Source organism: Rhodococcus sp. WWJCD1 (assembly GCF_002258735.1).
Taxonomy (GTDB): Bacteria; Actinomycetota; Actinomycetes; order Mycobacteriales; family Mycobacteriaceae; genus Rhodococcoides.
Window position 1 is genome coordinate 198076 of record NZ_NOXY01000009.1, and the last position, 24234, is coordinate 222309.

A 24234-nucleotide genomic window follows, 5' to 3' on the forward strand; every position below is an offset into this window, starting at 1 on the left:
TCGAGTTCGGCTGTGTAGGTGGCTGCGGCCTAGGTTGCGGCGGTTTTCTTTCCGGCCAGGCCGCGCCACGCCAGATTTTCCAAGAGGTCGGCTGCAGCGTCGACCTCGATTTCTCCGCCCGCCACCCTGTCGGCCACGGCCTCGCCTGCACCGACCAACGCGACGGCCATCAGCCCGAAATTCTGTGACTGCTCCGGGTCCCTGGTGCTCATCGCCAGCAAACCTGCCGTCAATTCGATCAACCGATCACGGCTGCTCTGCACCTGTGAGGCGAATGCCTGCTGGCCGATAGCCTGACGGTAGAGCACCATCCACGACTTCCGGTTCTCACCGACGAATCCGAGGAAGCCGATCAGCGCCTTGCGCAGCTGCTCGCGCGGCGTCAGAGTCGGGTCTGCGGCCGGCGTCAGAGCTTCGACGAATTTGACGCCCTCACGATGGATGCAGGCGGCGAACAACTCGTCCTTCGACCCGTAGTACAAGTACAGCATCGGTTTGGAGATGGCCGCCTTCTTGGCGATCGAATCCATCGATGTCTCGTGAAAACCGTTGTCGGAGAACACATCCACCGCCGCGTCGAGCATCTGCTGCTCGCGGACGGCGCGGGGCAATCTCTTGGTGCCGCCAGCCATGGACCCTCCAATACGTACGAAGTACTAGACGTTACTCCACAGTAAGGTCGAGTACCGCGCAATCAGGCCCCGCACGCCCCCTTGAACCGAGCAACCGTCGCGGCGGCCTCGTCCACCTGCGCCGCGGCAAGGCGTCCCGTCGCCACTGCGTCTTCGAGATTGTCCAACACTGCGGGCACCTGATCAGTGGTGAGCCACAACGCCACATCGGCACCCGCAACCAGTGCCGCCTCCACCGCGTCGACGATTCCGAGCCGCGCAGTGATCGCCGCCATGCCGCTGAGATCGTCGGTGAAGATCGGACCGTCGAACGGAGCAGCCCCGTATCCGACGCCGTCGCGCAACAACGCCATCGCCGCCGGGCTGATGCTCGCCGGCACCCCGGGCTCGGTGAGTCCGGGCACGTCGAGGTGCCCCACCATGACGCCGATGCCGCTGTTGTTCAATGCCGCGAACGGCAGCAGATCCTTGGTCTTCAGCTCGTCGAGCGACGGAGTGGTGACGGCACCGGTGTGCGAATCGCCCGAACCCGAGCCGTGCCCGGGAAAGTGCTTGATGACAGGCTTGATTCCCGCGTCTTCCAGACCTCGCGCGTAGGCCCCCGCGTACTCGATGACGACCTGCGGATCATCGGAGAACGACCGATCGCCGATGACGGAATCATCGGGTTGTGCACTCACATCGACCACCGGAGCGAAGTCGACGGTGACCCCGAGATCCTTCAGACCCCGGCCCCGCGTCAACGCCTCCTGGTATGCCTCGTCCACCGTCATCGTCTGTGCCAACACCCGCGCCGACGGTGCCTCCCCCAGCAGATCCGCGACCCGCGAAACCCGTCCACCCTCCTCGTCGATCGTGATCATCGGGGCCACCGCAGACGCGCCCCGCACCTGCGGTACCTCCCGATTACCGAGCATCGACTCGTCGGTCCAACTGCCGACGAAGAGGCCACCGACCTGCTCGGTCGACATGATCTGCACCGCGTCCGCAGTGCCGGTGACTCCGACGGTGAGCAACTGAGCCAGTCGCTGACGCTCCGACAATCCGCCGACGAACGCCGCACAATCGTCGACCGGCGGAACCGGTTGCGGGACGGTCGTGTCGGCTGCTGTCGTCGTCGAAGCAGGGGGCGCTGCCTGCGTCGACGCGACCTGGGTGGACTCGCTCGAGCACGAGACCAACAACCCCACACCGACCGTCATCACCGCAGCGGACCGAACCGAGTACCGAAATCGCATGGACACGACGGTAGTCGAGATCGTCGGTGTCGCTGCCGCCCCTCCGGTTGGGATCAATGCGCCTTTGTTGCATTCTGACCGACTGAAACCCACATTGATCCGCCAAGGGGTGGGGGTAATCTGGACGAACGCGACATGAGGAGGAGCTCGACCATGACCGCAGACCTCATCCTGATTGCCTACGACGGCTCCGACAACGCCAAACGAGCCATCGACTACGCCGGCCGGTTTCTCACCACCTCCCGCGCGATCGTTGTCACGGCATGGGAGCCGATGGTGCGTCAGGCAGCTCGAATGTCCGGCCTGTCCGGAGTCATGCAGCCCGAATGGGTGCCCGACGACGAGGCCGAGGACGTTGCGCTCACCGACGCGAAAGTGACCAACAGCGAAGGCGTCGCGCTGGCCGAGGCCGCAGGCCTGAAGGTGGAAGGTCAGTGCACCGAATGCACCACCGCCATCTGGAGCGCAATCGTGGAGAAAGCCGACGAGATGGACGTGGACATCATCGTCACCGGCACCCGAGGCACGACCGGTCTACGTGCACTACTGCAGAGTTCGGTGGCCGAGCACGTGCTGCGACACAGTCACCGCCCTGTCCTGATCGTTCCCCCCGGCAAGTAACGCGTCCACCGGCCTGTTGCTGAGGTACGGGTGATACCGTGATGCCCGCGTGGGGGTCCACCTCACCCTTTTGATCTGTGAGCCGACTGACTGGAGAACCGAGATGAAGTTCGCTGTCCCGGGTGTCATTGCCGCCGTCGTCGGAGCCGTACTGGGTGCGGGCGTCGTGTTCGGAGTCACCGCCGCTGCAGCCGACAACTCTCGTCCGGATATCGATCGCACCGGAAACGCCGACTCGTCCTTGCTGAACCAGGTTGAGTACGGCAGCCGCTGACGCTGGTCGCATTCGTGGATCGATGATCTCGGCCGAGCCGCTCGGCCGTAAATGGCTTCTCGGCGTCTCGGCTCTGGCATTTCTTCTCACCTTTCTGCAGGTCCCCGGCTTCACCGTCGCCGACACCAAATACGACCTGGCGCAGAATCCCCTCGGATTTCTCGAACGTGCCTCCCATCAGTGGAACAGCGCGGCACCGTTGGGCCAGGTGCAGAACCAGGCCTACGGCTACTTCTTTCCGCACGGAGCGTTCTTCGCCGGCGGTGACCTCCTGTCCATCCCACCGTGGATCACGCAGCGCATCTGGTGGGCGCTGCTGCTCATCGCCGGGTTCTGGGGAATCATCCGACTCGCCGAGGCCCTCGGAATCGGCAGCCGCAGTTCTCGCCTGATCGCGGCAACGGCCTTCGTCCTGTCTCCTCGAGTGATCACCACCCTCGCGTCGATCTCCTCGGAGACGATGCCGATGATGCTCGCGCCGTGGGTGCTGATCCCGATCGTGCGATGTCTCACCGGCGACTACGCGAAGCAGACGGCTCGCCGGGCCGCGGCGCAATCTGCGCTCGCAGTGGCGTTGATGGGCGCGGTCAATGCCGTCGCCACCGCCGCCGCCGTTCTGGTGGCCGTGATCTGGATGCTGTCTCATCGGCCGAACAGGCGCTGGCTTGTGTTCAGCGCCTGGTGGGCCGGCTTCCTCGTGCTCGCAACGCTGTGGTGGATTGTGCCATTGCTGTTGTTGGGCAAAGTCTCTCCACCATTTCTCGACTACATAGAGTCCTCCGGCACCACCACCCAGTGGACGTCGTTGACGGAGGTGCTGCGCGGCACCGGCAGCTGGACGCCGTTCGTCTCACCCGAGCGGGTGGCCGGTGCGGTTCTGGTGACCCAGCCTGCCGCGGTCATCGCAACGGGCTTGATCGCGGCTGCCGGAATCGCAGGCTTGGCGATGCGATCGATGCCGGCCCGAGGCCGGGTGACGATCATGTTGTTCGTCGGTCTCGTCGGGCTCGGTGCCGGGTTCGTCGGCGATCTGGACGGTCCGTTCGCGGCAACAGTGCGGGTCTTCCTCGATTCTGCGGGCGCGCCGCTACGCAACATCCACAAACTCGAGCCGGTCATTCGAATCCCGTTGGTACTGGGCCTGGCTCATCTGTTGGGCCGTGTTCCGCTGCCCGGGTCGGTCCCGCGGCCGCAGTGGCGATCGGCCGTCGCGCATCCGGAAAAGAATCCGATGATGGCGGTGACCGCACTGGTATTGGTGGCGTTGGCGCTGTCCACCTCGCTGGCATGGACGGGCAAGCTCGCGCCACGAGGTGCGTACGAGGCCGTTCCGCAGTACTGGCACGACGCCGCGGACTGGCTCACCGCCCACGCGTCCGGGTCGAGTCCCGACGGTTCCGACGCGCAGCGCGCACTGATCGTGCCCGGTGCACCGTTCGCATTGCAGACCTGGGGACTGACCCGCGACGAGCCGTTGCAGGCTCTCGCCACGACGCCCTGGGCCGTTCGCGACGCCGTGCCGCTCACCCCGCCCGGGGCCATTCGCGCGCTGGATTCCGTGCAGCGACTCTTCGCCGACGGGCGTCCGTCCAGCGGCCTGGCCGACACACTGGAGGGACAGGGCATCAGCTACGTCGTCGTGCGCAACGACCTCGATCCGGAGAATTCTCGGTCCACCCGTCCGGCATCGGTGCACCAGGTGCTCGACGGTTCGCCGGGGTTGGCCCGGGTGGCCGAATTCGGTGAGGACGTTGCTCCCGGTCAGGTCGACGGCGTTGTGCTCGACGGTGATCTGCGGCCGCCGTATCCCGCTGTCGAGATCTATTCGGTGAACGGCTCGGCCGATACTCCCGCGTCCGGCCCCTACACGGTCGATCTCGATCGGGTCCCGGTGATACAGGGCGGACCCGAGTCGATCCTACGCTCGAACGAATTGCGCAACAACGGGATTCGTACTCCTGTGCCGGCCGGGCCGACACTGCTGGCGTCGGATGCAGCCGCCGCAGGCATACCCGTCGACTCGGTGACGGTGACTGACACCCCGATGAACCGTGAGACCGACTTCGGCCAGGTCGACAACCACAACTCCGCACTGCGGGCCGCGGACGAGCCCCGGCGATCGCTGAACGAGGTTCCCGACTACCCGGTGTACGGGGCGGAGACCGTGGACGCCGAGTGGGAAGGCGCGACGCTGACCGCGTCGAGCTCGGCATCCGACGCAACGCAGATCGGTGGCAGCGCACCCGGTAGCGGTGTCGCAGCCGCAGTGGACGGCGATCTGGCCACCAGTTGGATCAGCAACGGTATCGAACGCGCTGTGGGGCAATGGCTTCAGTTGGATTTCGATACCCCGGTTCGCGGCGGTCTGCTGCACCTGCGCACCAGTCCCGGAACGATCGGCGACCCGGTGAAATGGGTCGAGGTCACCACCCCGAACGGTTCGACCGCGGCGCGGGTCGACAAGCCCGGGGACCCGATGACGGTGTCCCTGCCGGGTGGCGAAACACCGTGGCTACGGATCACCGCGAAGTCGACGGTCGATGGAACCCGAGGAAGCCAATTCGGCATCAGCGAGGTCTCGGTGGACGACTACTCCGATCGAGACAACCCGAAGCCGGTGCCGATCGTGCACCGTGCCGTGTTGCCGGACACTCCGGCCGGGGCGAGCGTCGACGCGTGGGAACTCGGTCAGGAATTCCCTGGGCGCTCCGGATGCCTCGACACCGAGGATCGAATCCGTTGCAGCAGTGGATTGTCCAAATCTCCCGAGGAACTGGGGCGTTTCTCGCGCACGATCGAGGTGCCGATGGGCACCGCGGTCATCCCCGATCTGACGGTGCGCACACGGCAGTCGCCCGAACTCGAGGCACTGTTGGCGCAGCCGGGTCGACCGCTGGCCAGCGGGGCGTCGGACGTCGCAGATCTCGAGGGTTCCGCCTTCGCCGCCACCGACGGTGACCCGCGCACATCCTGGACCGCACCGGAGAAGTCGATCACCGACCGGGCCGGCACCAACCCCACTCTGACCATCCAATTGCCCGCTCCCACACTGGTGGACGGGCTCGAGCTCAGCCCGAGCCTCGGCGCACTTCCGGCCCATCCGACCCGGGTCGCGGTCAATCTCGGCAACGGCCCGATGGTCCGCGACGTCGACACCGACGGTTCGACGACAGTCCAGCTGGCACCGTATGTGACCGACAAGATCGTGCTGTCCATCGTGGACTGGGACGGCGTCTTGGATCGAAACTCGTTGGGCTTCGTCCAATCTCAACCACCGGGTTTCGCCGAAGTGACGCCGCTGTCCGCGGGCGAGCCGATCGGTGCCCCGTACGACGGTGACCGTGAAATCACGGTGGACTGCTTCAACGGTCCCATCATCTCCATTGCCGGGCAAACGGTGCGCACGTCGGTGACCGCTACCGCCGACCGATTCCGTTCCGGCGAACCGCTGAAGGCGTCGGTGTGCGACGCCGACACCCCCGTGAACGAGAACTTCGTCAACCCGGTGTCGTTGCCCGAGGGCCGTCAGGACGTGGTGGTGGAGCCTGGAGCGTCGTTCTTCGTCGACGGCATTCGACTGCGCACCATGCCTATTCCGGCCGACTGGCCGACGAGCTCGGCACCGCAGGCGGCAAGGACCACGGCCTGGAGCCCCGATCACCGCGAGGTGACGCTCACCTCCGCAACGGAGGATCGACTACTGGTGATCCCGGAGAGCAACAACATCGGTTGGCACGCAACGATGCCCGGAGGTGTGGAGCTGTCCCCTGTGGTCGTCGACGGGTGGCAGCAGGCCTGGATGGTTCCGGCGGGGGCGTCGGGCACGATCTCGTTGGATTTCACCACCGATCGCTGGTACCGACTGGGCATCTTCGGTGGGCTACTGCTGTTGATCCCGTTGCTGTTCGCGGCGATTCGCGCGCCCCGCACGGTACCGAATCCGGGCCAGCCGCCGCGCCCGTGGCGCAGCATCACGGCCGCATTCGTGGCACTGCTCGCAGCGACCGTCGTACTGGCCGGGATTGCCGGCGCGGTCACTGTTGCCGTGATCGGAGTCGGTGCGGTGTATCTGGATCGCCGTTTCGATCGCGCGTTGTCTTCGCGTGTATCGGTCTGCATCGCAGGCGGATTCGCCATGCTCGGCCCCGCGCTGTTGTCGCTCGGTCCGTGGCGATCGTCCGACGGGTACGTGGGCGGATCCTACGTAGTTCAGCTGGCAACGTTGATCGGGATCGTCGCGCTGGCGATCAGTGCGATACGGCGTCCGTGAGAGGTGACTTCTTCGGCGCGAATCGCCGTCGAGCAGGTTCTTCCACCAGCGCGTAACTGGCCGCGGCCACCGGGATCGACAGCGCAAGAGTCACCGTCAACACGAACCACATTCCGCCCGAGAACGGAATGATGCCGAACACCGGGAACACCACAGCCAGAACGGCCAAGTGCCAGATGAAGATTCCGTACGACCAACGACCCAGCGTGAGCATCACCGGATGCTCGAACAGTCGGTGCCTGCGGCCGGTGTCGGCGAGTACCAGGGGCGAGAGCATCGCGAATGCGAGAACCGCACCGAAGACGATCTTGAGCTCGAACTGCCACGGCTCGGGCCGAACCAATCCCTGCGGGCCTGCCAGTGGAGTCGCCGACAGCACGAAGGCGGTCACTGCGATCGACGGCATCACCCAACTGCGCCGAGCCCACCGATGGACCCAGGTCTGCGGTCCGACGGACACCTCGGCCAACACCATCCCGGCCGCGAACCAGGGGAGGTAGCCAGGTAGCCAGTTGTCGTGGTGAATGGCGTCGGCAGTCGTGATCGGTAGAAACCCCCAGGACAGCGTCACCGCGGATGCACCGAGCAGCACCGAGATTCGGTATCGGGCCGAGGCTCCGCGCAATTGGGCCATCAGCCACGCGAAGACGGGCAGCAGTAGATAGAAGGCCACTTCCACCGACAGCGACCACATCTGCGTCATTCCCTCGGTCAGCGTCAACGGTACGAACACCTGCGTCAGCGAGAGATTGGCCAACCACACCCGGTAGTCGCCGCCCGCATGCGGCAGAAACAGCAGCACCAGCACGACGACGACCCAGTACGCGGGCAGGATGCGCACCGCGCGCGACCAGAAGTAGCGTCGAGCGGACTGCGCCTGCGTGAGCCCCCTGGCCTGCGCGGCATGGGGACGCCACAGCAGAAACCCCGAGAGCGCGAAGAAGATCGCCACGGTGAGATCGAACCTGCCCCAGATCCGACCCATGAGCGGGGATTCGGCGGCACCGGTCTGGAAGGCCACGTGGGTGACCACGATGCCGATCGCGGCCAGCGCGCGCATTCCTTCGAGTGCGGGGACGAACGCACGCAGCGGTACGACGGATGCCGAATCGACTCGAGTACTCATGGTGGCTCAAGTGTGCCGTGTCGAACCGGCTCGGACGAGACCGGCACCACTGTCGACTGTTACTGTCACCTGCGACGTGTCGTAAGAAATCGGGCATCGGGTCGGGGGCGCACGCTGGTCTCGCCTGCGGTGTCTTCCAGTGAAGCGGTCGACTAAGGAGAATCAGCATGGCGGAGCGCTCAGGGCCGAGCCGGATATTGGCTCTTGTACTCATCGGCTTGGGTGCATTTCTGGTGGTCGCCGCCATCCTCATTCCTACCTATACGGTCTCGGCGCTCGAGAAGACGCCGCTGGACCTCGAAGTCACCACCGTCTCCACCGGCGAAGGCAGTGTGCTGAACGCGAGCTCCCTCGCCGCCGGCCGCGCGGTCGTCGACCAGAACGTTCCGCTCGTCTCACAGCGATTCGTCACCGTCGAGGATCCCTCCGACGCCGACATCATGACGCTGCAGGCCGGTCAGACCCTGCGACGTAGCGACAAGCAGGCCGACACCGGACTGCTGACCGCCAGCGTCGACCGCGTCACCATCGACCGCAAGACCTCGATGCCCGTCGAGAGCCCGATCGGCACCATTCAGGTGGCCGGCGACAAGCCTGCCGAGGAAGTTGCCCACACCGGTCTGCAGTACAAGTTCCCGTTCAACTCCGAGCAGAAGAGCTACCCGTACTTCGACGTCAACGCTCGTGCGTCCAAGGACATCGACTTCGTCGAGGCCACCGAGATCAACGGCACGCCGGTGTACCAGTACCAGCAGACCGTCGGCCCCGTGGACCTGTCGACGGTGGTCAACCTGCCGACCAACAAGGTGACCCTGCCCGCCGACACATGGGGTGTCGAAGGCGGAACTGCGCCGGTGACGATGACCCGCTGGTACGAGAACACCCGGACCCTGTGGGTCGAGCCCGAGACCGGTGTCGTCGTCAAGGGTGAAGAGCAAATTCACCAGTACTACGGACGTGAGGCAGGCAAGCCCGAGGTCGACGTGCTCAACGCACCGATCACGTTCGACGAGAACACCGTCGAATACCAGATCCAGCAGGCCAAGGACGGCCAGGACAAGCTCTCGCTCTTCGGCCGCACGGTTCCGATCGTCGCCGGCATCCTGGGCGTCATCTCGCTGATCGCCGGAGCGTTCCTGCTCCTGCGCGGCGGAAACGGTGGACACCGTCAGCCTGCCCGTACCGACGCGGCTCCGCGCCCGACCCCGAGCGGCGGAACCGCACCCAACCGCGACTGGACGACGGATCGCACGGAAGAAATTCCGAGGACGAACCTCTCCAAGGAGTAAGTGCGCCTACGCGCAGTGGCGTGGTTGAGTGCCCGTGGGGGCACACAACCACGCCACTCGTCTGTGCGGGGGCCGACGATGGTCTACGGTGTCGGAATGCTGACAACACGCAGAAAGAATGTCTCGGCCCACTGAGTACGACGGCACGCCATCGAACGGTGTGCCCGAAATCGTCGCCATGGCCGACCACATCGCGTCGATGTATGCAGATGAGATCGCGGTCTACCAAGACTTGCTGCGGCATATTGCCGTCGATCGCACTTCGCCCCAGCCTCGCCGGCCGGTCGACGACCACCCGGTGGAAGGGCCCTCGCTCACTGTTCCAGGTCTGCGAATCCACGTGCGGCACAGCTACCAGAACGCGGCCGATCTGGGATCGTTCCCGGCAGAGGCGAATCCGCTCCTTCTACGCATCCACGTCCAAGGGTTCTCCGACGAATACCAGGACCGCAAAGCTGCACGGTCCAATCTGGTGGACTCGGTGACCGATCCTGAAAGCGAGGCCTGGACGCGTGCGCTCCTGGGCCAGCGATGGGCCGACTATGCGTACGAATTGGTGCGCACTCCGAAACAGACGAATACGGCGAAGCCAATGTTGTTCGCACAGCGCGTCTATGCGCTGTTGCTCGATGCCGACGGCGAGCCGACACTCGCGCCCGACAATTTCGCTTTTCAGCGAGTGTGGAACGGGATCGACTCGGCCCGCAAGTTCATCCCGACATCATCCGCTGTGGCAGCGCACCTCGTGGCCGTGGGTCCATTTTTAAAGACCGCCGACATCCGCGACCCGAATACCGAGGCCGATGGCGGATGGCGTCTCCACATCACCGGTGACGACACAGAAACTCTCCCGACACCGGCGGCCGCTACCGCGCGAAGTTTGATTCGGAGGGTGCGGGTTCGCGGACCAGTCTCCAGCAGGTTTCGCCCCACCCGCGTCCACGTCGAGCTGGACCAAGTCCGCGTCTACTTTCGTTGGGCAAAAAATCCGAATCTTTTCGCGATGACGTTGCGGCTTCCCCAATCTGGGGACGAATCTTCCAGCCCCCCATTGGATACCCCTGATTCTATTGTGGCCGTGTGCCTTTCGAACTGGCGGGAGAATCTGCGAACAGGCTTGCTGGTGTGGGGACAACGCACACGACTGGACGACGGCGCCGTACACATCTCGTGGCCGATCACCGAGATGACCGGCAGTCGACAACATCGGGTGGCAGCGGTACCTCGACACGACACCTCAGGTTCTTGGCTCGCCCGAGCCGGGTTGAACATTGGCGCGGCCCGAGAGGCACTGGAATCCGGTGTACTCGCGTGCTGGCTGCAGGCGCACGTCGACAATCGCGAGGCGCGTCCGTTCGTAGGACATGCCGCCGCGCGATGGATCGACGACACCACCGCGCGTATCGACGTGCTCGAAGTGGTGTCGGGCACTCCGCAATCGGTGGTGACGCAGCTCGTGCACTCGATTACGCACACCCTCGCCAACGCCGGCGCGAGAGCAATCGAGTTGCACTTCACAGATGAAAGTTTCGCGAAGTTCGGGTACGTGCCGAACCCGACATCCGGCCACGACATGTATCTCGATGTCACGACGATGCCGTGACGCGGTTGCCCCACAACGCCAATCCGCACACGACGACCATCGTCACTGCGGCAGTGGCCGCAGCGACAATGACGAACTGCGCCAGCGTCGAGGCCACGAACAGCAACAGCAACACCTCTGCGGCGAGGGCGAACCAGGCGACGAAGGCAAGATGGGTGCGCTCACCCGCGATGGCCCACAGCAACGCGCTCTGCAACACGGCCAGGCACGCGCCCTGCAACACGAACAGCCAGACATAGTTCTGCACACCGGAATACGTGTCGCCGACGACCAACGGCAGCAACGGTGACGCCAGTGCCCCGCCGATCACCAGCACCGTGCCCAGACCGGCGACGACGGCCAGAGCCGAGCGCACCGCAGCAGCAGAATGCAGTGGGTTCGCCATCCGCGGGTACAGCACCACCCCCACGGCCTGCGGCAACCAGAACGCCGCCTTGGACGCAACGGCACCGACGGCGTACAGCCCGGCCTCGTTGCTACTGAGCAGCGTGCGCGCAAGAACCAGATCCAGCGCCGACATCGCGATCAGCACCAACTGCACCTGCGATGCCTGCAGCACGGCCAGTACCGTGACCTTGGTTTCCGACACCGAGCTCACCGGCGCGCCTGCGGTCCATCGCGCACCGACGGCCACTGCGCCGATTCCGACAGCCGTGGCCAGCAGGACCGAACCGGGTCCGCCGCCGAGCACGAGTACCACCACTGCGGGTGCCACCTTGCCGAAACCGGCCGCAGCCAGCACGAGGCTCAGAGCCCCGAAGCGCCCCCGCCCCTGCAACAAGCCTTGTTCGGCGGCCAGCAATACCAACACGGGCGCAGCAATGACCGCCGACACGGTTGCTGCCATCGAGATGTCCATGGCAGCGGACAGAGCAGGAGCGAGCGCCACCGCCAGCACACCCACGACCGCAGCACACCGATACCCGACGGTCCGCAACTCCCGCGAACTGCGCCCGCGCACCACTTCACGCGCGACGACGGACTGCAACGCCAACGCCGGAACTGCGAGAACCAGTTGCGCAGCAAGCAGACTCGCGAACTCGCCGTACCCCTCCACGCCGAGCATCCGACTCGCGAGCACCTGCAGCAGATACGCCGCAACGTTCGCGAACATCGAACCGGCCGTCACCATCCCCATCCCGGCGACCGACGCGCCCGGCGTGTGGTCTGCCTCGGACGAGGCGCGGAAAGACATGAGCCCACGGTATAGGGTGCCGATCATGGCGCGGTCGAGGTCGAGGTGGACGCCACCGCTCTACACTCTGCTGCTGGCGCTGGTGATTCTCGGACCACTTCTCGGCCCCGGATACCTCCTGCTGCGCGACGCCGTCAGTACTCCCCGTTCCTACTTCACCGACTCCGCCTGGGGAATCGCCGACGCGGCCGCGCGAGCCGTCCCGCAGGACGCCGCAATCGCAGCGCTGACGACGGTGTTCGACGGTGGCCTCGTCGTCAAGACCATCCTGCTGCTGGCGCTGTGGCTGGCCGGCTGGGGCGCGGCCGTCATGGCTCGTGCGGTGTTACCGACCGCTCCCCTGCCCGCGTTGCTCGTCGCCTCGACCGTGGCGATGTGGAACCCGTACGTCGCCGAGCGCTTGCTACAAGGACATTGGAGTCTGCTCGTCGGCTACGCCGCCCTCCCCTGGACCGTGGTCGCAGCGCTCGCGGTCAGACAGGGGCGTTCCTGGTGGGCCCTTGCCGTCTGTCTCGCTGTCGCCGGCCTCACCCCCACCGGCGCACTGCTTGCCGCCACTCTCGCGTCGGTGATTCTCGCCCTCCCCGGGGGTGCCCGACGCGGCCTGCGCGTGGTCGTCACCCTGGTGATCGCGGCGGTGGCGTCGGCGCCGTGGCTGGTGGCGACAGCCGTGTCCGGCAGTGGCGTCGAGCAGGCGGATCCGGCGGGATGGGCGGCATTCGCGGCGCGGGCCGAGCCGGGACTCGGCACGCTCGGCTCCCTGGCCGGCCTCGGCGGAATCTGGAACTCCGATGCCGTATCCGCTTCTCGTACAAGCATTTTCGCAGTCGTGGGCACCGCGATTCTGCTGACCGTGGTCGCGTTCGGTGTGCGGCCGCTGATCCGGCGTCGGAAAAATCCGGTGATCCTGGGACTCGCTGTCGTTGCGTTGCTTGCCATCGCAGTCCCCGCGCTGGCAGCAACGGGACCGGGGCTGGCAGTCGCCCGGGCGGTGGGCGAGACGGTGCCCGGCGCCGGGTTGCTCCGGGACTCTCAGAAATGGGTCGCGCTGGCGATGCCGATCTATGCGTTGGCCGCCGCGGCTGCGTTCACTCCCCGGCATCGACCGAATCCGGTGCAACCAACCGCGCTGAGCGCGGTCCAGCGCACCCGATTCGGCAGCGCCGTTGCGACATTGGCCCTGCTGATTGCACTACCCGACCTGGGTTGGGGCGTCGGGAACTCGATGCGGCCCGTCGTCTATCCGGCCTCCTGGCAGGCGGTCGCAGCCGAATTGCAGGGCAGCGCCGGCGATGTCGCGGTGCTACCGGCCGGGATGTTCCGCCGCTTTACCTACAGCGGCACTGCTCCCGTGCTCGATCCTGCGCCGCGCATGCTGCCACTGGACGTGTTGCAGACCGGCGAGCTCATCGTCGCAGGCGGCACGGTGCGGGGCGAGGGCACTCGTGCCACCGACGTCCAGAACGCTCTGCTCGCAGGCGAATCCGCGGAGACACTCGCAGAATTGGGCGTCGGGTGGGTGTTGGTGGAGAACACCACCCCCGGCGAGCTCGGGGACTCCGCGCAGACGCTGAACCGGTTGGACGCCGTGTACAGGGACGAGCAGCTCACGCTCTACCGGGTACCCGATCCCGTGATCACCGAGAGCCGCTCGAACACGGCCGTCGTCGTCGCCCACCTGGCCTGGGCACTGCTGCTTCTCGGGGGCCTAGCGGTAGGGCTGGGACGCCTTCGACGCTCCAGCCGAATCACCTTGCAACGCAACGTCGGACGCTCCAACGAGACCTGACGACCACGTTCCGCGCGTCGTCGCGTCGAGCACCGAGTACACACCCTGCGCACACTGCTCCCAGGAGAACTCTCCTGCGCGCACTCGCGCCTTCTCGCCCAGGCGAGTGCGGGCTTCGGCGTCCTGCAGCAGCTCCGAAACGGCAGCGGTCAGACCGGAGACGTCCCGGTCCTCGACCGACTGTCCACCCACCAGAATGCCGGTGACGCCGTCGATGACCGAATCGGTGAGCCCTTTGGAGCTGCGATAGCCGACCGTGGGAACGCCGTGCTGAGCAGCTTCGACGACGGCGAGGCCCCAACCTTCCTTGCGCGAGGGCATGACGTGCACCCACGAACGGCCGAGCAACTCGTGCTTGCGCTGCTCGTCGACATGGCCGTGGAAGGTGACGTACTGCTCGATCCCCAGTTCGCGCACGTAGTCGCGGAGATTCTGCTCCCACCAGCCGCCACCGATGACGTCCAGGTGGATGGCGGGGATCCGGCCGCGCAGCGCCGCGACGACGTCGAGAGCGTCCTCGATCTGCTTGTGCGGAACCAACCGGGACAGCACGGTGAGCGACGGGTACGCGGTGCGGGTGCTGTCGTCACCCTCGGGGACCGACTGCGGAATCTCGTCGGCTCCGTTGCGGACCACGGCGATGCGCTCTCGGTCGACGCCGAGGGCGATCAGCTCGTCCGCGGACGGCAACGACACCGTCAAGTACTGATTGCGACGGTGCACTCGGGGAGACACGGTCGATTCGAGCCACCAGCCGAGCTTGGCCATCATCGGCCCGGCGACCGGCCACTGCTCACGATGGCAGTGGTGCACCAGCAACGTGACGGGAACGCCGAGCGCGGCACGTGAAAAGAAGGGAATGCCGTTCTGGGTATCGATCACCGCGTCGGGTGCGATGCCCTTGAGCGGGCCGAATCCGAGTCGCCCGGCTGCGATGGCGGCCAATGCGCGGGGATACACCGACAGGCGACCACCGCCGCGACTGATGCGGATGCCGTCGACGATCTCCTCGGCGGGAGCTCCGGGGTACGACGCCGTCCGCAGCGTGACGCGGACACCGCGTCGAGCCAGACCTGCGCCTACCTGCTCGAGGTAACGCTCGCTGCCGCCGCCCTGCGGGTGCCCGGTATCGCGCCAGCACAGCAACAGAACCTCGCGCACAGCTCGCTTCACCCAATTTCCGCATGCTCGTCTCGACCGCCGTCGATTACCGCTGCCACAGTAACCGCTAGGGTTCGTTTTCGTGACTTCCGCCGTGACACGTCTGTTCGCCTCCCGCGCGACACTGCGCCGCTCGGTGAAGCTGCTGAAGGACTTCGGCCACGAGCAGAGCGCTCCGGACATCTTCTACGGGGCCCTGGCGCGCGATTCCGTCGAGCTGATCGGTGATCTGTATCGGGGCCTGACCGGCACCGACATGTCGGCGGCAACGGTGCTGGACGTCGGCGGCGGACCCGGCTACTTCGCCGAGGTCTTCGGTGCGAGTTGCGCGCGCTACCTGCCCGTCGAACCCGATGCCTCGGAGATGCACGCGGCGGGTCTGCAGATTCCCGGTTCGGTGCGCGGCTCCGGCATGGCACTGCCCTTTCGCGACGACAGCGTCGATATCTGCTTCTCCTCCAACGTCGCCGAACACGTGCGCGAGCCCTGGACCATGGCCGAGGAGATGCTCCGTGTCACCAAACCCGGCGGCCTCACGGTGCTCTCGTACACCATCTGGTTCGGCCCGTTCGGCGGTCACGAGACCCGGCCCTGGCATTACCTCGGCGGCGAATACGCGGCCCGCCGCTACGCCCGCAACACCGGTCACGAACCGAAGAATCGATTCGGCGAATCACTGTTCGACATCAGCGCTTCGGACGGATTACGTTGGGCGCGAAGCACTCCCAACGCAACGTTAATAGCTGCTTTCCCGCGCTACCACCCGCGCTGGGCATGGTGGATGATGCGCGTTCCGATACTCCGCGAATTCTTGGGCAGCAACCTGGTGCTTGTCATGCGGCCCACCGCTTAGCCTGGATCGATGACGGCACTCGCGCTCGACATCGGCGGCACCAAGATGACAGCGGCACTCGTCGGCGAGGACGGTCGGCCGCAGAACCCGGTGACGGTCCCGACTCCCGAGTCCGGGGTGTGGCCTGCATGCGCGTCGTTGCTTCGGAAGATCGCTCCTGGACAGCACATCGACCGCATCGGCGTCGCCTGCTCCGGGCCGGTGAACCTCGAGACCGGATCGGTCGCACCGATCAACATCGACGAGTGGAAGAACGGATTCGGTCTGGGCGAGCACATCTCCGCCGTGCTTCCCGATGCCGAAATACGTCTGGCGATGGACGGCAGCGCAGCGGCGCTGGGTGAGTATCGCTTCGGTGCCGCTGTGGGTGTGCCCGACGTACTGAGCCTGGTCGTCTCGACCGGGATCGGCGGTGGGTTGGTGCTGGGCGGAAAGATCGTCGCCGGAGCCAGCGGCAACGCCGGTCACATCGGCCACATCGTCGTTCCCGGTTCGACGACGCCCTGCGCGTGCGGCGGAATAGGGTGCGTGGAAACGGTGTCGAGTGGGCCCTCGGCGGTGCGGTGGGCACGTGAGCAGGGGTGGCCGGGAAGTACCGGTGTCGAACTGGCCGCGGACGCCGCCGCAGGCGAACCGCGCGCCATCACCTCACTGCAACGCGCCGGAGTGGCCCTGGGCCAGGCGATTGCCTCGGCCGTCGCACTGACGGACGTTCGCATGGTGGTGATCGGCGGCGGCTTCGCTCAGGCCGGCCCGCCACTGTGGGACCCGATACAGGAGTCGATCGCCTTGCACGCCCGGTTGACATTCCTCGGCGGCCTGCAGGTAGTTCCCGCTGCACTCGGTGGCCTGGGAACTCTCGCCGGGGCGGCCGCTCTCACGACCTGACGAGCCTTTCGACGGGCTCAGAAGCAACTTTCGGCCGATGCGGGAGTACCAGCTCGTACCGCAGAGTCGACTCATGCCGTCCGACGCAGCGCCCACTTCGTTGACCGAGCGTGCTCTCGGCCCTGACCTGTCCCGTGGGTTCATGCTTCTTTTCATCGCACTGGCGAACTCGCATTACTTCCTGCAGTCCCCAGAGTGGTTCGGCGGCTTCCCCTACGCGAGCGGGCGCGTCGACGGAGCCGTCGCTTGGCTGCTCACAACGTTCGTCGACGGACGCGCGTTTCCCATGTTCGGTTTGCTCTTCGGATACGGTGTGGCCCAGATCGTTCGACGCCAAGGGGATTCATCCCGCAGAACGGTTCGGCGATTGCTCTGGCGCAGAGCAGTCGTGTTGATCCTGGTCGGTTTCCTGCACGCGACGCTGCTCTACGCCGGCGACATCCTCACGGCTTATGGCGTCCTACTCCTGTTCGGTGCCTGGATGGTCCACTGGCGGGGCGGGTGGTTGCTTGCCGTCGCCGCAGCGATGCTCGCTCTCATCACGATGCCGTCCGGTGATTCTCTCGCGACGAGCCTGATGGGACCCGATGAGACCGCACTACCCCGGTCGTGGGCCGACCTGGGCAGCCGCTCCGGGGTCTCGCTGTACGTGGCAGCGCTGGGGCCGTTCGGATTCCTCGGCCCGTTCGCGGCGGGACTCTGGGCCGGTCGACGACGGATACTCGAACGACCCGAGAATCACCTTCGGCTGCTGCGCACCGTCGCAACCGTCGGGATCGGCGTTGCCGTCGTCGGCGCGCAACCCGTCGCGGCGATCCACCTCGGCCTCGTGAGCATCCCGAACAGTGAGACCCTGAGCCTGATCGGACCGTGGCACGACGCGTCGGGCGTTGCTGGGGGAATCGGCTACGCCGCATTGCTCGCGTTGATCGCGCACCGGGTCTCGGACCATCCCGGCTGGTTCATCACTGCCGTCCAGGCGGCGGGACAACGATCGATGACCTGCTACCTCGCACAGTCGGTGGTCTGGACGATCGCCTTCACTCCGGTGCTGCTCGACCTCTCGGACGATCTGTCCGTCATCGGCGTCGCGATGCTGGCCGTTACCACATGGGTACTCACGGTTGTACTCGCCGACCGGCTGCGACGGGCGGGGTCGCGAGGACCGTTCGAAACGCTGATCCGGCGGGTCACTTACGGACCGCCATCACTGATCCGGTGATGCATCGCCGCGCTCACGACCTGACCCACACAGCCAGAACGGGGCCCACCCCTCGGTGAGCCCCGTTCCGTGTCGTGAATACTACGCGCCCAAACGCTGCTTGAGGGCGTCGAATTCGTCCTGAATTCCGGTGGGCAGTTTCTCGCCGACGAAGTCGAACCACTCCTGGATCAGCGGGATCTCGGCCTTCCACTCCTCGGTGTTCACCGCGAGTGCCTCGGCCACGTCGTCGACGGTGGTGTCGAGACCGTCGATGTCGAGTGCCTCGGCGGTGGGGACCACGCCGATCGGTGTCTCGACGCCAGCGGCCTTGTGCTCGATGCGCTCGACGATCCACTTGAGCACACGCGAGTTCTCACCGAATCCGGGCCACAGGAAGCGCTTGTCGTCGCCGCGGCGGAACCAGTTGACGTAGAACACCTTCGGCAGCTTGGACTCGTCGGCGTTCTTGCCGAGGTCGATCCAGTGCTGGAAGTAATCGCCCACGTTGTAGCCGAGGAACGGCAGCATCGCCATCGGGTCGCGTCGGACGGTACCGACGGTGCCCTCGGCGGCAGCGGTCTGCTCGGAGCCGACGGTGGCTCCCATGAACACGCCGTGCTGCCAGTCGCGGGCCTCGGTCACCAGCGGGACGGTGGTCTTGCGACGTCCGCCGAACAGGATTGCCGAGATCGGCACACCCTGCGGGTCGTCCCACTCGGGAGCCATGGACGGGCACTGGGCCATCGGCACGCAGTAACGCGAATTGGGATGTGCGGCATCGGTTCCGGACTCGGGGGTCCAGTCGTTGCCCTTCCAGTCGATGAGGTGATCGGGCTTGCCTTCGAGGCCTTCCCACCACACGTCGCCGTCATCGGTGAGGCCGACGTTGGTGAACACCGAGTTGCCCTGATCGATGGTCTTCATCGCATTCGGGTTCGAGTCCCAGTTGGTGCCGGGCGCGACGCCGAAGAAACCGAACTCGGGGTTGACGGCGTAGAGACGACCGTCCTCACCGAAGCGCATCCACGCGATGTCGTCGCCGATGGTCTCGGCGCGCCAGCCCGGAATGGTCGGCTGAATCATCGCGAGGTTGGTCTTGCCGCACGCGGACGGGAATGCCGCCGCGATGTAGTAGGCCTTGTCCTCGGGCGAGATCAGCTTGAGGATCAGCATGTGCTCGGCGAGCCAGCCCTCGTCGTGGGCCATCGCCGAGGCGATACGCAACGAGTAGCACTTCTTGCCCAGCAGAGCGTTGCCGCCGTAACCGGATCCGTAGCTCCAGATCTCGCGATCCTCGGGGAAGTGCGTGATGTATTTGGTGTCGTTGCACGGCCACGGCACGTCGGCCTGGCCCTCCGCGAGCGGTGCGCCGAGCGAGTGCAGCGCCTTGACGTAGAACCCGTCCTCGCCGATCTTGTCCAACGCAGCCTGGCCCATGCGGGTCATCACGCGCATGGAGATGACGACGTATTCGGAATCGGTGAGCTCGACGCCCAGCTTCGGATCGGCGGCGTCGAGCGGGCCCATGCAGAACGGAACGACGTACATGGTGCGTCCGCGCATGCAGCCGCGGTAGAGATCGGTCATCAGCGTCCGCATCTCGGACGGGTCCATCCAGTTGTTGGTGGGACCGGCGTCGATCTCTTCCTTGGAACAGATGTACGTGCGCGATTCGACACGGGCGACGTCCGACGGATCGGAGTTGCCGAGGAACGAGTTGGGCTTCTTCTCGTCGTTGAGACGAGTGAAGGTGCCTGCCTCGACCAGCTTGTCGGTCAGGCGCTCCCACTCGGCGTCGGATCCGTCAGCGAACACCACGGAGTCCGGTTCGGTCAGTTCGGCTACCTGAGCAACCCAGGCAAGCAGTTCTTTGTGTCGAGTCGGCACGCTGTCGGTGCCGCTCAAACCGGGAATGGTCGCTGAGGTCATCTAACTCTCCTGGGGTTAGCCGGAACCGGGAAGAATTCGCACGATCGCTGTGGGCAAGCACGCACGAGTAGATCTCGGTTTTCCCCTCTCGGCGGGGCGCTGCTCGGCCGTTCGAGCTGCAGTACACCATGTTACTGGGTACGGCAAGCTGAGGACCGAGCGCCGGATGTCCTGTTCATCAGGTTAACGCCGAGCGACGTGAATCCAGAAACAGGGTGTTGTCCGATTGGTCACAAGACCGATTCAGATTGGGAAAGATCCGCGCAAGAAGGCTTCGACCAGGGGCGATACGCTGTCCGTGCCGTGGCGTTACAGCTCGCCCGATTCGGACATTTCACCCCTGCCAATACCGTTCGCCTCGCGAAAAATCTCCCAGCTTCGGTATTGGCCGTCACGTCCGAAGGCGGTGAACTTGTCTGTCACACCATCCCCGTCGACGTCGGTCGCCACCGTGATCCCGGCATCGGTGTGCCGCACGGTGGTCTCGTAGTGACCGTCGCCGTCGAGATCGAGAAGGTCGGCCGAGACGACGGGCGCACCCGCGTCGAACTCGTGTTGCGCCACGTCATCCGTGGGAAAACCCTCCGCTGCGAAGCCATCCACCGCGATCATCGACGCCCCTCATCCAGTTCGACCGACACTGCACCTACTGACTCCGACGCACGGACAGATCGAACGGTTCCACCGGGCCGCGGAATCGCTCCAGCCCCTGTTCGAGTGCAGAGAGATCCCGATCGCACGCCGACAGCAACGCCGATCGGTGGTCGGCAAGCGCGCGTAATTCGGCATCCACCTCGGCAAGCGCGACGTCGATGCGGGCCGCGGCCTCCCGGTCCGCCACCGCGAGGGCGGCCGCGAGAGCGGACTCGGCTTCGAGGATGCGCGAGAGCAGCCGCTGCTCCACCGCGGACTTCACTCGGGCCAGACATTCCTGCGTCCAGCTCCGCATGTGCGACCGATCCGACACCAACGCCCGCGACCGCGTCAACCACCACGCGAGCGCCCCGCCGAGAACGAGGGTGATCACGGTGTTGGCCACCGCCCACGCCTGCACCAGTGCCATCGGAGAGACGATCAGGCGTCCGAGGCCGACTCCCGCCGACGCCCCGACCACGATCATGATGGCGTCCTCGATACCGCGACGCCGGGACGGTGCCCCGATGTCGAGCGACGCGTCCTCCGCGCTCGCCTGGGCCACCGTCTGGCCGAGCCCCAGATCGGACTCCACCGCTCGCAGTCCCGCGGTGAGCGCAGCGTCGGCTCGCCTCTGCGCACCTCGCGCCGACTCGGCGACATGCGCGGGCAAGTGCTTCAGCTCGGCCCGCCGTGCCCCGTCGATCGATCCCCTCACCTCGACGCCCAGTTCGCGAAGATCCTCGGCGGCGGCATGGAGCGACTCCACCCGAAGCCGCTGAATCCGATTGTGCAACAGCGCACGTCGATCACCACCGAGGCTCTCTCGTTCGCCGACGAGTGCGGCTCGTCGCGCACGAAGTGGAACGGAGTCGCTACCCCCGGTCACTGCGCGAGCTCTCGCGACAATCGACGCTTTGGCTCCTGCGGCGCAGTCATGCACCGCCGCAGCGTATTTGCGCTGCGCTCCGAGAGCTGTAGCGTCCAGCAGCAGCACACCGAGCCGGTCCGTCACAGCCCCGAGGCCGGATTCGACGCACACTGCTGCGTCGCCGCTGTCCCTCCCCACCCGTGCCAACCGGACCGAGACCGGGTGGAACGTGCACTCCACCGCTCGCGGAACACACTCGGCCACCAGGTCACCGTCGGCGATCACCACCTCACGCCAGTGCCTGTGCACGTCGATCTTGTTCACCACGAACACGACCGGCGTGGATTCGAGTGCCCCTCGCCATCGCTCGATCTCGACACGATCGACCGGAGCCGACGCGTCGACGACGATCAGCACGACGGCTGCGTCGGCTACCGAATCCGAGAATTCGACGCCACCGAGCCGGGACAGCTCGCGGCGCAGCTCCGACTTCCCCGATCCGGCCGTGCCGGTCAGGTGCACCCCGGCGGGTCGGCTCTCCCGCGCCCGGGCGATCCGATCGAGTGCATCCGAGTTCCAGCGCCGAAGAACGCTTTTCATGTCCTCCGACAACGGAGTCATCGCCGCAGCATCCGCACGTAGCCCCGACACAGCGTGAGCGCCGACCGACGCACTCCCGAGTCCTCGGACGCGGCCGCGCGGTGCTTCCACCTGGCTGCCTGCTCCACCACGACCTGCTCGGAACCGGTCTCGATCGGCACCCCCAAATACAGAGCAGCGCAGCGCATTTCCGCCGCCACGGCCTCGTCCGACGCCAGATACGACTCGACGGCACCGCGCACTTGCCGATGCCGAGCGCCGATCTGCTGCAGGCTCCGATGCAGGTGGGCGTCACGGTTCGCTGCGGAAACCGACACCGCCGTCGACACCGCGGCCAGCACCGCGTCGACACCGGTGGCATCGGCCAGCTCACGCAGCGCATCATCGTCGGACACAGCGGTTCTCTGCCGCAGCACGTCGATCAGCAGGGCGACGCCGCGCAGCTCGATGCACTCGATCAGTGCCTCTCGGCGACGCGTCGAGACGGTGATATCGGCGGCGAGGAAGCGATCCACGGTCAACAGGTCTGCTGGGCTCACCTCGCTCGCAGCGACGGCGCGAACGTCGGCCATGACGAGCGAAGCCCCGGATCCCCCCGTGCCGCCCAGTCCCGCGCCGCGCAGTCCCGCTGCGGTCGCACCCATCACCGGCAGCACCGTCCGCGCGAGCTGGTGGGAGGCCGCCGCAGCCGCTGCCGTCGGATCGTCGAGGGTGTCCGCCTTGGTGAGCACAACGACGGTCCCGTCCTGCGCGCCGCCGGGAGGCGAACTCAGGAACGCAGTGTCGACCGGCGACACCGCGCCCGCGATGACGTAGACGAGAACGTCGAAGTCCGTGTTGTCGGTGCCGCTGTCTTCGCGCACCCGCACATCGAGGCCGTCCGCGTCGAGGCGCACCGACTCGAGGATGGCGAGGATCACAGATTTGCCCACTCCGGTTCGACCCGTCACCCGCACGATCAGCGGCCGTAGTCGATCCTGCAGCGCGATGTCGACGGCCTCCCGAGCACCGTCGTCGGCAGTCACCCCGATCGAGCTCACGGCGGTGCGGTCACGCAGTCGTCCGAAACCCGCCACGCTCATATTCGATCCCCCCAGAACGACCGCCGTCTGCCCCCGGACGCGGCGCACAGCCCCCTGCTGCGGCACCGATTCTGGCACATCGGTGAGCTGCACGACCCGCCCCGAAGAATTGCACCGTTGTAATTAGTCGCGGACTTCCTGCCCCTGATCAGCGGCAGGACGCCAAGTCTCAACTTCAACTCGAGACCCACGTGTCACACGCCCCGTCGATGCGCGACAATGGAGCCGTGAACGAGTCTCAGGACACCTCTGTCGACACCGAGGAGAACGCAGCGCGCACCCACGAACGGGGCTCACGGCTGTACCCACGAGTGACGAGCTTCCGCTCTCGGCGTGGAGCGCTGACCGAGGCTCAACAGACCACCTGGGACAGCCTGTGGCCGCGCATCGGCCGAGATGTCGCCGACGAGCAGATCGACATCGCCGCCTGGTTCGGCCGCAGCGGACCGGCGATTCTCGAGATCGGGTCGGGCACCGGCACGGCCACTACGGCGATGGCCTCGGCCGAGCCGCACGTCAACCTCATGGCCGTCGAGGTCTACCGTCCCGGCCTGGCGCAGACGCTGCAGCAGATCGAACGAGAAGGCATCGAGAACATCCGGCTGCTTCGCGGTGACGCCATGGACGTGCTCGAGAACATGTTGTCGTCGGAGTCGTTGACCGGAGTCCGGGTCTTCTTTCCCGATCCCTGGCCCAAGGTTCGCCACCACAAGCGTCGCCTGCTGCAGGGGCCGACCTTCGCGATGATCGCGGATCGACTGAAGCCGGGCGGCGTTCTGCACGTGGCCACCGATCATGCCGAATACGCTGAGTGGATTGCCGAGGCCGGGAACGCCGAACCCGGTTTGACCGTTCTCGATTGGGAATCGCCCATGACGCACGAGCGGCCGGTGACCAAGTTCGAGGGCAAGGCACAGCTGGTCGGCAGCTCGGTGACGGAATTGATCTGGGGAAAGAAGACAGCATGAGCGTCAGT

19 protein-coding genes are annotated in these 24234 nt (G+C 66.0%); 10 read left to right on the forward strand and 9 right to left on the reverse strand.

Annotation, left to right across the window (positions count from 1 at the left end):
• Positions 1–29: 29 nt before the first annotated feature.
• Both CH286_RS06165 and CH286_RS06170 read right to left on the reverse strand, forming a co-directional pair.
• Positions 30–632: a TetR/AcrR family transcriptional regulator gene (locus CH286_RS06165; protein WP_032377568.1), complete on the reverse strand. Its 603-nt coding sequence runs from the start codon at positions 630–632 to the stop codon at positions 30–32.
• Positions 633–694: 62 nt separating this feature from the next.
• Entirely contained in the window at positions 695–1870 is a 1176-nt protein-coding gene (locus CH286_RS06170; RefSeq protein WP_094608681.1) for a glycoside hydrolase family 3 N-terminal domain-containing protein, read from the reverse strand.
• Between the two features lie 153 nt (positions 1871–2023).
• Here CH286_RS06170 and CH286_RS06175 point away from each other — a divergent pair, with 153 nt between their 5' ends.
• From CH286_RS06175 to CH286_RS06185, 3 genes are all read left to right on the forward strand, one after another.
• Entirely contained in the window at positions 2024–2491 is a 468-nt protein-coding gene (locus CH286_RS06175; protein WP_032377566.1) for a universal stress protein, read from the forward strand.
• Between the two features lie 103 nt (positions 2492–2594).
• Entirely contained in the window at positions 2595–2765 is a 171-nt protein-coding gene (locus CH286_RS06180) for a DUF2613 domain-containing protein (protein WP_080730504.1), read from the forward strand.
• Between the two features lie 22 nt (positions 2766–2787).
• Positions 2788–7035, forward strand: a complete 4248-nt coding sequence (locus tag CH286_RS06185) for an alpha-(1->3)-arabinofuranosyltransferase domain-containing protein (RefSeq protein WP_094608682.1) — start codon at positions 2788–2790, stop codon at positions 7033–7035.
• Here the strand turns inward: CH286_RS06185 and CH286_RS06190 are convergent.
• Complete coding sequence (locus CH286_RS06190; protein ID WP_094608683.1) at positions 7013–8161, reverse strand: acyltransferase family protein; 1149 nt, start codon at positions 8159–8161, stop codon at positions 7013–7015. The two genes, CH286_RS06185 and CH286_RS06190, sit on opposite strands and share 23 nt — an antisense overlap.
• A gap of 167 nt (positions 8162–8328) precedes the next feature.
• Between CH286_RS06190 and CH286_RS06195 the strand changes: the two genes are divergently transcribed.
• Positions 8329–9450: a DUF3068 domain-containing protein gene (locus tag CH286_RS06195; RefSeq protein ID WP_094608684.1), complete on the forward strand. Its 1122-nt coding sequence runs from the start codon at positions 8329–8331 to the stop codon at positions 9448–9450.
• A gap of 118 nt (positions 9451–9568) precedes the next feature.
• The gene (locus CH286_RS06200) at positions 9569–11053 is read left to right on the forward strand and encodes a hypothetical protein (protein ID WP_094608685.1); all 1485 of its coding nucleotides are present in this window, start codon (positions 9569–9571) and stop codon (positions 11051–11053) included.
• Here the strand turns inward: CH286_RS06200 and CH286_RS06205 are convergent.
• Positions 11037–12248 carry a lipopolysaccharide biosynthesis protein gene (locus CH286_RS06205; protein ID WP_176458160.1) on the reverse strand — a complete coding sequence of 404 codons (1212 nt, stop codon included), beginning with the start codon at positions 12246–12248 and terminating at the stop codon, positions 11037–11039. The two genes, CH286_RS06200 and CH286_RS06205, sit on opposite strands and share 17 nt — an antisense overlap.
• Before the next feature lie 25 nt (positions 12249–12273).
• On the opposite strand from CH286_RS06205, the gene CH286_RS06210 reads away from it, so the two are divergent.
• Complete coding sequence (locus CH286_RS06210) at positions 12274–14037, forward strand: hypothetical protein (protein ID WP_094608737.1); 1764 nt, start codon at positions 12274–12276, stop codon at positions 14035–14037.
• Here CH286_RS06210 and CH286_RS06215 read toward each other — a convergent pair.
• Complete coding sequence (locus tag CH286_RS06215; RefSeq protein WP_037147682.1) at positions 13957–15198, reverse strand: glycosyltransferase family 4 protein; 1242 nt, start codon at positions 15196–15198, stop codon at positions 13957–13959. The genes CH286_RS06210 and CH286_RS06215 overlap by 81 nt on opposite strands.
• A 94-nt stretch (positions 15199–15292) precedes the next feature.
• On the opposite strand from CH286_RS06215, the gene CH286_RS06220 reads away from it, so the two are divergent.
• The 3 genes from CH286_RS06220 (at position 15293) to CH286_RS06230 (ending at position 18161) form a co-directional block, all read left to right on the forward strand.
• Complete coding sequence (locus CH286_RS06220) at positions 15293–16051, forward strand: class I SAM-dependent methyltransferase (protein ID WP_037147296.1); 759 nt, start codon at positions 15293–15295, stop codon at positions 16049–16051.
• A 9-nt stretch (positions 16052–16060) separates the two neighbouring features.
• Positions 16061–16939 carry an ROK family protein gene (locus CH286_RS06225; RefSeq protein ID WP_032405272.1) on the forward strand — a complete coding sequence of 293 codons (879 nt, stop codon included), beginning with the start codon at positions 16061–16063 and terminating at the stop codon, positions 16937–16939.
• Between the two features lie 73 nt (positions 16940–17012).
• Positions 17013–18161, forward strand: a complete 1149-nt coding sequence (locus CH286_RS06230; protein WP_052057916.1) for a DUF418 domain-containing protein — start codon at positions 17013–17015, stop codon at positions 18159–18161.
• An 81-nt stretch (positions 18162–18242) separates the two neighbouring features.
• Here the strand turns inward: CH286_RS06230 and CH286_RS06235 are convergent, their stop codons facing one another.
• The 4 genes from CH286_RS06235 to CH286_RS06250 all read right to left on the reverse strand — a co-directional run bounded on the left by CH286_RS06235 (position 18243) and on the right by CH286_RS06250 (position 23258).
• Complete coding sequence (locus tag CH286_RS06235; RefSeq protein WP_032405271.1) at positions 18243–20072, reverse strand: phosphoenolpyruvate carboxykinase (GTP); 1830 nt, start codon at positions 20070–20072, stop codon at positions 18243–18245.
• Between the two features lie 309 nt (positions 20073–20381).
• On the reverse strand, positions 20382–20684 hold the full coding sequence (locus tag CH286_RS06240) for a DUF6802 family protein (RefSeq protein ID WP_052070345.1): 303 nt from the start codon (positions 20682–20684) through the stop codon (positions 20382–20384).
• Between the two features lie 34 nt (positions 20685–20718).
• Positions 20719–22197, reverse strand: a complete 1479-nt coding sequence (locus CH286_RS06245) for a hypothetical protein (protein WP_141215808.1) — start codon at positions 22195–22197, stop codon at positions 20719–20721.
• The gene (locus CH286_RS06250) at positions 22194–23258 is read right to left on the reverse strand and encodes a hypothetical protein (RefSeq protein WP_094608687.1); all 1065 of its coding nucleotides are present in this window, start codon (positions 23256–23258) and stop codon (positions 22194–22196) included. Before CH286_RS06250 ends, CH286_RS06245 begins: the two co-directional genes overlap by 4 nt.
• 209 nt (positions 23259–23467) lie before the next feature.
• Between CH286_RS06250 and trmB the strand changes: the two genes are divergently transcribed.
• Positions 23468–24226, forward strand: coding sequence for a tRNA (guanosine(46)-N7)-methyltransferase TrmB (trmB, locus tag CH286_RS06255; RefSeq protein WP_094608688.1), 759 nt, complete (start codon positions 23468–23470; stop codon positions 24224–24226).
• Positions 24227–24234: the final 8 nt, after the last annotated feature.

Coding starts and splice junctions, on each gene's coding strand:
- CH286_RS06165 (WP_032377568.1), bottom strand. CDS start 632: ATGGCTGGCGGCACCAAGAGATTGCCCCGCGCCGTCCGCGAGCAGCAG.
- CH286_RS06170 (WP_094608681.1), bottom strand. CDS start 1,870: ATGCGATTTCGGTACTCGGTTCGGTCCGCTGCGGTGATGACGGTCGGT.
- CH286_RS06175 (WP_032377566.1), top strand. CDS start 2,024: ATGACCGCAGACCTCATCCTGATTGCCTACGACGGCTCCGACAACGCC.
- CH286_RS06180 (WP_080730504.1), top strand. CDS start 2,595: ATGAAGTTCGCTGTCCCGGGTGTCATTGCCGCCGTCGTCGGAGCCGTA.
- CH286_RS06185 (WP_094608682.1), top strand. CDS start 2,788: ATGATCTCGGCCGAGCCGCTCGGCCGTAAATGGCTTCTCGGCGTCTCG.
- CH286_RS06190 (WP_094608683.1), bottom strand. CDS start 8,161: ATGAGTACTCGAGTCGATTCGGCATCCGTCGTACCGCTGCGTGCGTTC.
- CH286_RS06195 (WP_094608684.1), top strand. CDS start 8,329: ATGGCGGAGCGCTCAGGGCCGAGCCGGATATTGGCTCTTGTACTCATC.
- CH286_RS06200 (WP_094608685.1), top strand. CDS start 9,569: ATGTCTCGGCCCACTGAGTACGACGGCACGCCATCGAACGGTGTGCCC.
- CH286_RS06205 (WP_176458160.1), bottom strand. CDS start 12,248: ATGTCTTTCCGCGCCTCGTCCGAGGCAGACCACACGCCGGGCGCGTCG.
- CH286_RS06210 (WP_094608737.1), top strand. CDS start 12,274: ATGGCGCGGTCGAGGTCGAGGTGGACGCCACCGCTCTACACTCTGCTG.
- CH286_RS06225 (WP_032405272.1), top strand. CDS start 16,061: ATGACGGCACTCGCGCTCGACATCGGCGGCACCAAGATGACAGCGGCA.
- CH286_RS06230 (WP_052057916.1), top strand. CDS start 17,013: ATGCCGTCCGACGCAGCGCCCACTTCGTTGACCGAGCGTGCTCTCGGC.
- CH286_RS06235 (WP_032405271.1), bottom strand. CDS start 20,072: ATGACCTCAGCGACCATTCCCGGTTTGAGCGGCACCGACAGCGTGCCG.
- CH286_RS06240 (WP_052070345.1), bottom strand. CDS start 20,684: ATGATCGCGGTGGATGGCTTCGCAGCGGAGGGTTTTCCCACGGATGAC.
- CH286_RS06245 (WP_141215808.1), bottom strand. CDS start 22,197: ATGACTCCGTTGTCGGAGGACATGAAAAGCGTTCTTCGGCGCTGGAAC.
- CH286_RS06250 (WP_094608687.1), bottom strand. CDS start 23,258: ATGAGCGTGGCGGGTTTCGGACGACTGCGTGACCGCACCGCCGTGAGC.
- trmB (WP_094608688.1), top strand. CDS start 23,468: ATGCGCGACAATGGAGCCGTGAACGAGTCTCAGGACACCTCTGTCGAC.